Source organism: Chryseobacterium sp. PvR013 (assembly GCF_017833095.1).
GTDB classification, from domain to species: domain Bacteria; phylum Bacteroidota; class Bacteroidia; order Flavobacteriales; family Weeksellaceae; genus Chryseobacterium; species Chryseobacterium culicis_A.
The window spans coordinates 2577420-2590356 of sequence record NZ_JAFIBT010000001.1; the positions used below are offsets into that span (position 1 = coordinate 2577420).

6 protein-coding genes are annotated in these 12937 nt (G+C 36.8%); 2 read left to right on the forward strand and 4 right to left on the reverse strand.

The window, feature by feature from the left end; all coding sequences use genetic code 11:
- Positions 1-10: 10 nt before the first annotated feature.
- From JOE44_RS11645 to JOE44_RS11655, 3 genes are all read right to left on the reverse strand, one after another.
- Positions 11-2974, reverse strand: coding sequence for a SusC/RagA family TonB-linked outer membrane protein (locus JOE44_RS11645; protein WP_209785719.1), 2964 nt, complete (start codon positions 2972-2974; stop codon positions 11-13).
- A 488-nt stretch (positions 2975-3462) separates the two neighbouring features.
- The gene (locus JOE44_RS11650) at positions 3463-4209 is read right to left on the reverse strand and encodes a glycerophosphodiester phosphodiesterase family protein (RefSeq protein ID WP_209785720.1); all 747 of its coding nucleotides are present in this window, start codon (positions 4207-4209) and stop codon (positions 3463-3465) included.
- Between the two features lie 168 nt (positions 4210-4377).
- Positions 4378-7461 carry a carboxypeptidase regulatory-like domain-containing protein gene (locus tag JOE44_RS11655; RefSeq protein ID WP_209785721.1) on the reverse strand — a complete coding sequence of 1028 codons (3084 nt, stop codon included), beginning with the start codon at positions 7459-7461 and terminating at the stop codon, positions 4378-4380.
- A gap of 324 nt (positions 7462-7785) precedes the next feature.
- Here JOE44_RS11655 and ligA point away from each other — a divergent pair, with 324 nt between their 5' ends.
- Together ligA and JOE44_RS11665 are read left to right on the forward strand one after the other, a co-directional pair.
- Positions 7786-9789: an NAD-dependent DNA ligase LigA gene (gene ligA / locus JOE44_RS11660; RefSeq protein ID WP_209785722.1), complete on the forward strand. Its 2004-nt coding sequence runs from the start codon at positions 7786-7788 to the stop codon at positions 9787-9789.
- A 100-nt stretch (positions 9790-9889) separates the two neighbouring features.
- The gene (locus tag JOE44_RS11665) at positions 9890-12388 is read left to right on the forward strand and encodes a T9SS type A sorting domain-containing protein (protein ID WP_209785723.1); all 2499 of its coding nucleotides are present in this window, start codon (positions 9890-9892) and stop codon (positions 12386-12388) included.
- A gap of 82 nt (positions 12389-12470) precedes the next feature.
- Here the strand turns inward: JOE44_RS11665 and JOE44_RS11670 are convergent, their stop codons facing one another.
- Positions 12471-12929, reverse strand: a complete 459-nt coding sequence (locus JOE44_RS11670; protein ID WP_209785724.1) for a hypothetical protein — start codon at positions 12927-12929, stop codon at positions 12471-12473.
- Positions 12930-12937: the final 8 nt, after the last annotated feature.

Here is a 12937-nt window from a genome sequence, read left to right on the forward strand (position 1 = left end):
TTTAAAGATTTTAGAATTTAAGATTTAACTGAAATCCAACGGTTCTTGCGGTTGGAAGCTGCCCCATTTCCACTCCCGGAGTAATGGTTGCATTATCCAGCGTAGCGACTTCAGGATCAAAAAGCGGGAACTTTGTCCACATCCACAGGTTCTTTCCGAAAATGGCAATCGTAAGATCATCCAGACCTATAGATTTTATGGTTTCTTTCGGGAAAGAATAGGCAATTCTGGCAGCTCTCAGTTTAATAAAATCTGTACTGAAGCTGTTGGTTTCTACATTGGCTCTTCTATAATAATCTCCATAATAAGAAGATACCAGTACTCCTTTTATATTCGGGCTGAAAGATCCGTCAGGATTCTGAACAACACCGTCTCCCACAATCATTCCACCTGGATTGTCTCTTCCCGGAAGTGTGGATTTCAGCTTACCTTGCTCGGACATTTTGTGATGTGACTGTGAATAAGCGATACCACCATATTGTCCGTCAAATGAGAAACTGATGGTAAAGTTTTTAATTCTGAAATCATTCTGAAGACCAGCTCTCCATTTCGGGAAGGCATTTCCTACTTTTTCAATATCTGCAGGTCTTCCCGGAAGTCCGTTGTCTCCATAAATTACTTTTCCGTCCGGAGTTCTTAATAATTTAAATCCATACATATCTCCCAGCGAACCTCCTACTTCCATTTTATAGAATACCACATCTCCCACATTGGAAACGATACCATCAAATCCTTCAGGTAACGTCATCACTCTGTTTTCGTTGGTAGACCAGTTTCCCCCTACTTTCCAGGAGAAGTCTTTGCTTTTTACCGCTAAGATATCGGCTGAAAGTTCAAGACCTCTGTTTCGGATTTTTCCGGCATTGATTATCCTTTTGGAATATCCGGTTTCAGTGGGTAATGATACCGGGACAATCTGGTTTTCACTGAAATTCTGGTAAGCGGTAAGATTAAGGTTCAATCTGTTTTTGAAAAGGCTGAAATCCATACCGGCTTCTATATTGGTATTTTTTTCAGGTTTAAGGGAAGGATTATTAAAAGTTGTAGGCGCTATTACACTTCCAGTGATATTACTTGCTGTATAGTAGTTATCCAAAAGATAAGGATCACTGTCTATTCCTACTTTCGCCCATGAAGCTCTTAGCTTCCATAAGTTCAGGTTATTACTTTTCAGATTAAAAATGTCTGAAAGAATGAAACTGGTACTTACTGAAGGATAAAAGAAAGATCTGTTTTGTTTTGGAAGCGTAGAACTCCAGTCATTTCTTCCGGTAACGTCCACAAATATTTTATTGTCATATCCCAGCGTTAATAATCCATAAACACTGTCTACATGTTTGTCTCTTGGTGCCGGATATTTAACCGGAATAGAAAGTGCATTGGTAAGGCTGTATTCTCCGGCCGTTTTCAATCCGATTGCCTGATAATCTGTCATCAGGTATTCATTATAACGGATACTTCCTCCTGCTGAGGCAGAAATACTGAATTTATTCCAATCTCCTTTGTAAGAGAATAAAACGTCATTGTTATATTCCTGATTTTTGATGAACTGTTCTCTGTAGAAACCTTTCAGGTAATTTGCAGAACTCCATGGTCTTTTGGTTGTTCTTTTTTCATTCAGAATTTCAATACCTGACCTCAGCATTAAACTGAAATTTTTATTAAATTGATAATCTGCTGTAATGTTTCCTGTAATGGTCTTTTTTCTGACCCCATTCAACATTTCGTAAGCGATCATATAAGGATTGTCAATAAAGGAGCTGAAAGGATGGATTTGATCAACCTGTTCCTGTCCTGGTTTCCAGATCGGTTTATACCATTCCAAATCCACATTGGGATTTTGGAAGATCATGAAATAAGAAATTGACTGGTTGTTGTATCCCGTCGCAGGAAGGTTGTCACTGGAAGTAGTGTTATAGGCAAATTTTGTAGAGATTTTTAATTTTTTAGTTAGCTGATGTGCAAAAGATAAGGCGAAATTGAATCTGTCAAAGCCTGTATTCGGCATCATCCACTCGTTATTAAGGTAGGTAAGTGAAGATCTGAAGCTTGTTTTCTCGTTGGAGCTTTCTACGGAAATACTGTTGGAATAGGTAGAACCTGTTCTCCAGAAACCTTTGATATTATTTTCGTAAGGTCTCCACAATTGTCTTTCCTTACTTTGTCCCATTACATTAGGATCGTATTGGAAGTAATACTGTCCGGCAAATTTAGGTCCGAAAGCACTACTTGTACCACCCGTACTTGGGCCATCCGGGGAAAGACCATAAGAGTAGTAAAAATTTCCTGCTGTATTGGTTGCGAGAGTTCCCTGCCCGTATTCATACTGCCAGTCCGGCCACTTTAATACGGAATCAAAGCTGGAGGAAGAATTGAAGGCTACTCTCAGTTTTCCGTTTTTTGTTTTTCCGGATTTTGTGGTAATCATTAATGCTCCGTTGGCAGCACGTGATCCGTATAATGCGGCAGCAGAAGCACCTTTTAAAACCGTTACAGATTCAATATCATCGGGATTGATGCTGTTCAGTCCATTTCCAAGATCAATCGGAACATCACCTCCAGAACCCGCTCCATACGCTGCCGTACCGGAACCTGTAGTAGAATTTCCCAATGGAACACCATCCACAACGATCAGCGCGTAGTTATGATCCATCATAATGGATTTTTCACCTCTCAACGTAATTCTGGAAGTCCCAAGCGGTCCTGCACCTGCAGTCTGAATTTTAAGACCCGCCACTTTTCCTTCCATGGATTGTGCCCAGTTGTTGTTCTGGGTTTCTTCAAATGTTTTGGCATCTACTTTTTCCGCAACATATCCCAAAGCTCTGTCATGCCTTTTAATCCCCAAAGCAGTAACCACTACCTCATCAAGACCTTTAACGGTATCTTTTTTTACTTTCTGCTGAGCTGCCAGGTTGACACTGATACATCCTAACAGCGACAAAACCAGCAGTTTTTGTGTCTCTTTACGCATTTCTTTTTGTTTGCGCAAAATTAAAACGACATTACAAGGATGGTCTTAACACAATTTTAACGTTTCTTAAAAAATAATTAAACCATATATTAATCCAACCTTAATAACATTACACAAATAACTAATTATCAAGAAATTAATCAATTAATTATTTTTAATACCTGTCTCCAGCGGTATTTATGTATCTTTATTGTCTTTCCTTGAGATAATAATACAAAACAAACACAATTAACTGATTTACAATAAATAAACATCATCTTAGTGATACTCCTTCTTTTACAATCACTAAAAAGAAGAGCTTAGGCTGTAAAAAGAAACAGTCTGCCTCTTTGAAAGGGCAGACTGTGTAAATTATTGGTTATCTGTTGAGATGATTAAAAAATTTCGTTAAACCACCCCGTCAAAAATTCTTTGAATTTTTGCCACCCCTCCGGAGGAGGGGAATGTTTCATCCTTCGGTTGTACTCTTTGTGAGAAATTTCCAACGGTTATTTATTCTTTAACTGATCAGGAATATTGGTGGTTACGAATCCGATTCCCTGTTTTTTTAATTCATCATAAACAGCAACATCGTTTACTGTCCAGGCATTCGTGGTTAATCCTAATCCTTTTGCTTCAGCAATCCATGTAGGGTTTTTCTGGAAAACGCTGTAGTGGTAATCCATCCCATCCAGTCCTTCTTTTTTGATCTGCTCAGGAGACAGTTCTCCGTTCAGGTACTGAACTTTAAATGATGGAGCTAATTTTTTGATCTCTTTACAGATATTAAGGCTGAATGAAATAAACTCACTCTGAGATTCCAGCTTCATATCTTTGATCATTTTGATTGTTTTCTGCGTGATCTCATTTTCAATTTCAGGAGTCTTGGCTGGTTTGATCTCAACAATAAGCTTCAGAGATTTGTCTTTTTTTCCTTGCTTTAAATAATCTTTTAACGTAGGAAAGTTTTCTCCGTTGGATAATTTCAATGCTTCCAATTCTTTGAAGTTCATTTCTGAAATTTCCATTTTACCGTGGTGCTCATCATGGTTGATGACCAATACACCATCTTTTGTCATCCTTACATCAAATTCAGACCCATATATTTTTAATTTCTGGGCATTCTCTAATGATTGAAGTGAATTCTCCGTTGTAGGAGGCTGAGCCTGGAAATATCCTCTATGGGCAATAATCTGGGTTTGTGCTTTCATCATAACTGTACTTAAAACTGCTAACCCTAAGATAAAATTTTTCATAATATAATTTAAATTATTAAAAATAAAGTTGTGAAACTTCCTGATAAAGGTAGTTATTAATAAATAAAAACCACAAAGACATAAAAGATTTATAGACTACAGCTAAGTAAGATTTACAACAGCTGCCTCATTTTCTTTTATGTCTTCAATGGTTACACAAGATAATTGTTAGAAGGAATACTTCGCCCCAATCTGAATCTGGTATGGATTTCCAGACATTGGAACCAAACCTCCTCCACTTACGTTTTTGGTATACTCATACTGCATGGTCTCCTTATTAAACCTGGTTACTTTATACAGAGAGGTATTTCCATACGAGTTGTTTACGCCCCATTCTTTATTAAGCAGGTTCGCCACATTGAAGATATCAACAGAAAGTTCAAAAGCTCCTACTTTATCAAATTTAATTTTCTTCGCTACACGTACATCCCAAACGCCATAGAAGCCATTTTTACCTCCATTACGTTCTGCAATTTTACCATTATACTCGTTGATATAATCTTTCAGAGCCTGCCCTACCTGTGGATCATCCAGAATGGATTTGGTAAGATTCGGGAAGATGAAAGCAAGGTCGTTGGAATCTACGAAGTCACCATTGATATTTCCTCCTGTTGTTGCAGAAAAACGGGTTCCTCCGATTCCTGAATATCTGATTCCTAATGTAAATCCGGCAATGGTTGGAGAGTTACCATAGATTACTACTTTATTTCTAAATTGGTTATCAGAATAGGTCATTCTTAAATCTCTCGGATCACTTTGAATCATGGTAGATAATGTTGCAGAGTTGGCTACGTTTCCGTTGTAAGAAGTATTGTCTTTGATGTCAGACCATGTATAACTTGCAGTGATTTCTCCATCTTTCCAGTAACGGTAGCTTGTATCGATGACGAATGAGAACTGGTTTACTTTACCATCACTCACCAATTCCAGTACTCTTCCGAAATTATTATTGATTCTTCCCTGTTTCCAGTCGAAACTTACACTGTTATTGGCATTATTGGTAATGGCACCTGTAGGAATAAATACACCTCTTCCACCTTCATTAGCCAATGTAAAGAAAGGATTTGCCACCATGTTTCTGTCGTAATAATAGTAGTTGTTTCTACCTAAAGCCATGTATCCTGCAATTCCTGCTCTGAATCTTTCATTGAAGAAGTGGGTATAAGAGATATTTGCTTTATAAACGATTGGAATTTTTGCATCTTTCCCTGTATAATTGATGGTTGGAATCTGCTTCTGAGAAAGTGAAGGAACCGAATTGTAATCATCTCTATAACTGTTAAAATCCGGGAACGGAACATCTTTAGCCGTTACATCCACTGTAGCCAAATGTTTTCCATCGAATACAAGGTTGTTGATGATCATATAATTGTTGATATCGGAAGAGAAAATTCCGGCACCGAACTTCAGGAAGTCTTTATTTCCTTCATTGATATTCCAGTCAAACTGAAACCTTGGCTGGATCACAAATGATTTGATCTGATTATCAGTTCTGATTCCCATCTCATCAAACAGTTTCTGGTTGAATTCTGCTTTAGGATACCCTCCATAGTCTAATCTCAAACCAGCCATTAAGTCAAGACCTTTTGCCACTTTCGTCTGAAACTGTCCATAGACACCGAGATTCCAGATATTTGATCTTACAGAAGGATCTTCCATCAAAGGAACTTCTCTATAGAATCTGTAAGGAGTCATCGCATCAAAGTTACCCATTCCCTGGAAGTGGAATCTTCCGTTTACTTCACTTCCGTAGACCGATTTTGCAGTTGTATACATCAAATCAGCTCCGAAAGTATATTTTACCTTATCTGTATTATAGTACAAGTTATCTACAATCTGGAATACATTATTTCTAAAGCTTTCCTGAGCAAAACGGTGTCCTCCGATCTGAATATTGGTAGATCCGGCACTTGAAGCTACTCCTTCAACAATCGCTCTTGGAACAGGTTTCCCCAGCTGATTGTTCTGGTAACTGTCCTGGAAAGTATAAAGATACTGAGCCTTTAATTCATTGGTTAAATTAGGTTTCAGATTTGATCTTAAGGTTAACAATAAACTGTTATCAAGATTTTTGTCATTTCCGTAAGATTCAAAGAAATTGATATTGGTATTATCAGCCAACCCGTTTTTATTAAGGTCATAGGTGAAGTTATTTCTTAATGTTAATAAGTGCTTCTCATTGATCTGCCAGTCTAAACGTAAAAATCCTGCATCTGAGTTTCTTACTTTGTCAAAACTTCCAAACTGAGGACCGCTTCCCACTCCATATTTTGCTCTTGCAATATCCACAAACTGATTTAGCGTCTGAGTTGTTGTATTGAACCTCTTCTCATCATCAGGAGATTTGATATCGGCAATGATCAAAGGTCTTGAATCCAGCTGGTGATCCCAGGCTACGAAGAAATGTAATTTATTTTTAATGATGGGACCTCCCAATGAAAACCCGAACTGAGAAGTAGAGAAATCATTATCTCTTTTGTTTCCTCTGATATCATACGGACTGGAAAGCCAGTTGGTTCTTAAATATTCCCAGGCACTTCCTGAAAATTTATTGGTTCCTGATTTGGTAACGGCACTTACGGTTCCTCCTCCGCTTCTTCCCAATGTCACATCATATTGGTTGGTCGTAATTTTGAATTCACGTACCGCTTCAATGGAGATGGAGAATGGTGCACCACTTCGGCTGGTAGTAGCTCCTGCAGAAGTAGGGTTTTTAGCTGTCATTCCATCAATAGTAAAGTTTGTAGAAGATCCAAGCTGTCCGGAAAGGTTTCCGCCTTTTCCGCTTAATGGTGATAATTCGGCAAGATTCGCAAAGTTTCGTCCGTTTACCGGAAGTATACTGATATTTTTAGCAGAAATTGCTGTAGCAGCTCCAAGGTTTCCGATCTTGTTTTTAAGATTTCCCGTAATCTTTACTTCTTCAATTTGTTTCTCGCTGCCAAGATCCATATTTACAGTAACCTGATCTCCAAAGTTCACATTGTAACCTTCTTTTTTATCATCGTTTACAATAACTGTATAAGGGCCTCCAAGAGGAATTTCCTTAAAAATATACTCCCCTTTTGAGTTTGTTTCCGTTTCCGTTTTGAATCCTGTAGACTCATTCACAATCGTTACTTTCACTTTTTCCTGAGCCGTACTTCCCGGTCCGGTAACTTTCCCTACAATAGAAGCCTGTGTGGTCTGTGCATACGCCATTGTCCCAAGCCCTAAAAACAATAATCCCAGTACAATCTTTACTTTTTTCATTTCTTCCGAAGATCTTTATGATTAATTTTTTGATGTTCATCAGGAAACCTCTTTGATTTTCATGTTAATAGATCACGTTGAGGTTTCTTTCAATCAGATGTGCAAAGGTATTTTGACTTTAAAGGCTGGGTGTTTAAGAAAGCTTTAACATTTTTTTAATTAAATCAGAACGTTATGTTAAATTACTTTAAACAAGTGTTTTATTTACAACACAATCAACCTATTAAAGCATGTTACATATTTTTAATTTTCCTGTACTATTTTATTCTGTTATTTTTTAAATGCAATTACTTTGGTTATTTTTGCTCAAAAGATAGAAAAGCAATGTCTGAAAACATTCAACAAAAGATAGAACAGCTCCGCAAAGAGCTTCACCAGCATAACGACAACTATTATCAACTGGATACTCCCACCATTACAGATTTTGAATTCGACATGCTTCTGCAGGAACTTCAGGATCTGGAGGCCAAGTATCCGGAATTTTATGATGAGAACTCGCCTACGGTACGTGTAGGTGGTGGTGTCACTAAGGTTTTCCCTACCATTCAGCATAAATTCAGAATGTACTCTCTGGATAATTCTTATGATTTTGATGATCTTGAAGACTGGGAAAAGAGAATTATCAAAACCATTGAAGACCCTGTAGAATTTGTAGCCGAGCTGAAATATGACGGTGCTTCCATTTCTATTCTTTATGAAAACGGAAAACTGTCACAGGCTGTTACCCGTGGAGATGGTTTCCAGGGAGACGAAATTACTCCGAATGTACGTACCATTTCAGACATTCCTCTGACTTTAAAAGGTGATTTCCCTGCTCAGTTTTTTATGCGCGGAGAAATTTATCTGACCAGAAAAAACTTTGATAAACTTAATGTACTGCGCGAAGAGGAAGGTCTTGATCCTTTCATGAATCCTAGAAATACCGCCAGTGGAAGCCTGAAAATGCAGGACAGTGCTGAGGTAAGAAAGCGTGGACTTTCTTCAGTACTGTATCAGTTTATCTCTGAAGATATTCCGGCAGAAACCCATTGGGAGCTGCTTCAAAAGGCTCAAAGCTGGGGATTCAAAACTTCTCAGCAGGCAAAATTATGTAAAACGATGGCTGAGGTACAGGAATTTATTACATTCTGGGATACTGAACGCCATAATCTGCCTTTTGAAATTGACGGGATTGTATTGAAGGTTAATTCATTACAACAGCAAAGACAGCTTGGTTATACTGCCAAATCTCCCCGTTGGGCAATGGCTTATAAATTTAAAGCAGAAAAGGTAGAAACAGAGCTTCAAAGTGTATCTTATCAGGTGGGAAGAACGGGTGCTATTACTCCTGTTGCCAACCTTAAGCCTGTTTTACTGGCCGGAACGATCGTAAAAAGAGCCTCTCTCCATAATGAGGATATCATCAAGAAACTGGATCTTCATGAAAACGACTTTGTGTATGTGGAAAAAGGGGGAGAAATTATTCCGAAAATTGTAGGCGTAAATACTGATAAAAGAACAGAAGAAAGTAAAGAAATAGAATACATCAAACATTGTCCTGAATGTGGTACTGAGCTGGTAAAGATTGAAGACCAGGCTATTCATTTCTGTCCGAATGAACTTCACTGTCCGCCACAGGTAGTGGGAAGAATGATTCATTATGTTTCCAGAAAAGCTTTGAATATTGATAATCTGGGGAGCGAAACTATTGAACAGCTTTACAGAGAAAAATTAATTGAGAATCCTGCAGACTTTTATGTTTTAACGAAAGAACAGCTTCTTCCTTTGGAAAGAATGGCTGAGAAATCTGCTCAGAATATTATTACAGGAATTGAAAAATCTAAAGAAATTCCTTTTGAGAAAGTATTATACGGAATCGGGATCAAACATGTGGGAGAAACAGTTGCCAAGAAACTGGTCAAAAACTTCCCGACTATTGAGGAATTAAAGAATGCAACTGTTGAAGAGCTTTGCCAGGTAGAAGATATCGGGGGCAAGATTGCAGTAAGCATTGTTGAGTTCTTCCAGAATTCTGAAAATATACTGATGATCGAGCGTTTAAAATCCTATGGTGTGCAGCTTGTAAAAGGAGAAAGCACGAATGAAGTACTATCCAATGTTCTGGAAGGAAAAACTTTCCTTTTCACCGGAAAACTATCATTATTCACCAGAGAATCTGCTGAGGAAATGGTAGAAAAGCACGGTGGAAAAAATATTTCTGCTGTATCCAAGAACCTCAACTATCTTGTAGTAGGTGAAAAAGCCGGAAGCAAGCTGAAAAAAGCTCAGGATATCGGAACAATTACGATTTTGGATGAGCAGCAGTTTCTAGATCTGATTGAGAAATAACAATTATTTTTAATAATTATTTACTAAACCATTAAGATATTCCTCTTAATGGTTTATTTTTGTTTTCAAATCACAACAAATAACCATTAACTAATAATACATGAAAAAAATCTACCTCATCATTTCTATGATGATTTTTGCGATGTTTCAGGCACAAAATGTGAATATCCCTGATCCGGCTTTCAAAAACTTTTTATTAGCGGCTGATTACAGCAATGGCTATGCAAAAGATCAGTATGGAAGCAGTATTCCCGTTGATACCAATAATGACGGTATTATACAGCAAAGTGAAGCTAATAATATTGTAAAGCTGTCTGATCTTTATTATGGAAACAGAGTATATATTCAGTCTATCGAAGGGATTAAAAGCTTTACTAATTTAACAGATCTGTATCTATTCGGGACTTCTGTATCTGCGGTTGACGTAAGTACGATGACTAATCTCATTGCTTTAGCAATTAACTATAATTCACAATTAACTTCTCTGAATATTGCAGGTTGTACATCTTTAGCAACGATGTCTTCCGAGCATAATAATATTACGGGCTACAACCTGCAGAGCAATTCATTAAAAAGTCTGCTCATTAACAATTTGAATTCTGCTCAGCCTATCAATGCCATTAATGTAAGTCTTTGTCCTAATTTGAAATCTTTGGAGATCAATAAAACTAATGTTCAATCATTAGATTTTAGTAATATGAGTAATCTGGAATGGCTTCAAATCAGAAACAGCTCTTCAACCAATAATATAAATTTGACCGGTTGTACGAATTTGAATAATCTGGGAATTTATAGCTGCAATGCTTTAACAACACTTCAGTTACATAATTTACAAAATTTAGATACGGTATATCTTTCACAAAGTCCGATTTCCACCTTATCTCTGGTCGGTACAACGAACATAGAATCTCTCGGGTTACAGTCTACAGGTTTAACAGCTATAGATCTTTCTATTTTCCCAGCTTTAAGACAGTTTAGTACTTTAAATAATAGTCTTACAACACTGGATTTAAGTATGAATCCTTTATTGGAAAATATAACGATCTATGACAATGCACTTCTGAAAAATATTAACCTGAAAAGCGGAGGAACTGTATTGAACGTCACATCTTGGTTTCATATTAATAATAACAATCCTAATCTTAAATATATCTGTTGTGACAATGATGATTTAGCACCGATTAGTAATTATCTATCTTCGAACTTTCTCAATACTATAAACTTAAATTCTTATTGCTCATTCACACCGGGTGGTACTTATTATAAAGTTAATGGTACTACAAAATATGATATTAACAACAATGGCTGTGATCCCAATGATGTTAACAAATCTTTTCAAAAATTTTCGATTACGAGCGGCTCTGCTTCCGGAAACATGATCGCTGATTCGTCAGGAAATTATTCTATTCCTTTACAGGCAGGAACTCATACGATTACCCCGATTTTAGAGAACCCGACCTATTGGACGATATCTCCAAGTACTTTGACAGTAAACTTTCCGGCACAAATAAGCCCATTGACTCAAAATTTCTGTTTAATGGGCAACGGAACGCACAATGATCTTGAAGTCTTAATCATCCCTGTTACAGCTGCTATTCCGGGATTTGACACAAAATATAAAATTGTTTACAAAAACAAAGGAACAGTTACCCAATCAGGAAATATTGTTTTCAATTTCGATGATAACCTTATGAATTTCCTGAATGCAACAGTTTCTCCCAATACACAGTCTACAGGCATTTTAACATGGAATTTCACCAATCTTCTTCCTTCAGAGTTGAAAGAGATCACGGTAGTTTTAAAACTAAATACCCCAACACAAACTCCACCTTTACATGGTGACGATATTCTACATTACACGGCACAGATCAATGGTGCAACTGATGAAACACCTGCTGACAATAGCTTTACTTTAAACCAAACGGTTGTTAACTCTTTTGATCCCAATGATAAAACCTGTCTGGAAGGAACTTCTATCACCCAAATTCAGGTGGGAGATTATGTGCATTACCTGATCCGATTTGAAAATACAGGAACAGCTAATGCAAAGAATATTGTGGTGAAAGATGAAATCGACATTACTAAATTTGATATTTCTTCCCTGGTAGCGTTAAACGGAAGTCATAATTTTGTTACAAGAATTACCAATCCGAATACCGTAGAATTCATCTTTGAAAACATCCAACTGCCTTTTGATGATGCCAATAATGACGGATATATTTCATTTAAGATTAAAACAAAATCTACCTTAAATATTGGGAACAGCTTCAGCAATACAGCTAAAATCTATTTTGATTACAACCATCCGATTATTACCAATACTTATACGACAAGCGTTCAAAATATATTGGCAACAGCAGAAACCCATAAGGAAAACACAAGTATTTCGATTTATCCTAACCCTGTAAGGGATATTTTAAATATTCAATCTAAAAATGAAATTGTAAAAGCTGAAATCTATGATACAGCTGGAAGAATTATCCGTTCATTAAGCGTAATAGGAAACTCAATCCCTGTTTCAGAACTTTCCAAAGGAAATTATATTCTAAAAGCTTTCACGAAAGAGAATGTAATTGTACAGAAGTTTATTAAAGAGTAGACTTGTAAATGTTATAAAAAAGGGCTGCGAAAATTATTCGCAGCCTTTTTATGTTTTTCGAATCTGTCTCAAAATTCATATTTTACTTAAAAACAATAATAGTATAGGGAGAACTTTCTCCTGTCTTTGGCAGAATCAGCCTGATATGTTCTTTATCCTTGTAGTAATCTACATATGGTTCTTTGGTAATGATTTTTCCTCTCTCAGTTGGTTTATATCCGTCGGCTAAAATCAGTGTAAGGTACTGATCATATTCTTTCTTTGTTTTAAACTCAAATTCAATTCTGTCTTCTGACTTTTCTTCAGCATATTCAAATTTCCCAATTTTTGAGGTATAATCGGGGGCTTCATATTCGGTTAAAGCGAAACCAAGCCCTTCAGTTCTGTCATAAAACTTGAACTTTTGCTGTTTCATTTCCTTTTTAAACTCATCCATGCTAAGTTTATTGAAACCTTTAAACTGTTCTAAAGTGAAGGTTTGAGCAGAGATCTGAATACTCAGTACAACTGAAAATAATATAAATCCTAAAGTCTTTCTCATTTCTATTT

Excerpts from the sequence above, each read along its gene's own strand:
- JOE44_RS11645 (WP_209785719.1), bottom strand. The coding sequence starts at position 2,974 with ATGCGTAAAGAGACACAAAAACTGCTGGTTTTGTCGCTGTTAGGATGT.
- JOE44_RS11650 (WP_209785720.1), bottom strand. The coding sequence starts at position 4,209 with ATGAAAAATTTTATCTTAGGGTTAGCAGTTTTAAGTACAGTTATGATG.
- JOE44_RS11655 (WP_209785721.1), bottom strand. The coding sequence starts at position 7,461 with ATGAAAAAAGTAAAGATTGTACTGGGATTATTGTTTTTAGGGCTTGGG.
- ligA (WP_209785722.1), top strand. The coding sequence starts at position 7,786 with ATGTCTGAAAACATTCAACAAAAGATAGAACAGCTCCGCAAAGAGCTT.
- JOE44_RS11665 (WP_209785723.1), top strand. The coding sequence starts at position 9,890 with ATGAAAAAAATCTACCTCATCATTTCTATGATGATTTTTGCGATGTTT.
- JOE44_RS11670 (WP_209785724.1), bottom strand. The coding sequence starts at position 12,929 with ATGAGAAAGACTTTAGGATTTATATTATTTTCAGTTGTACTGAGTATT.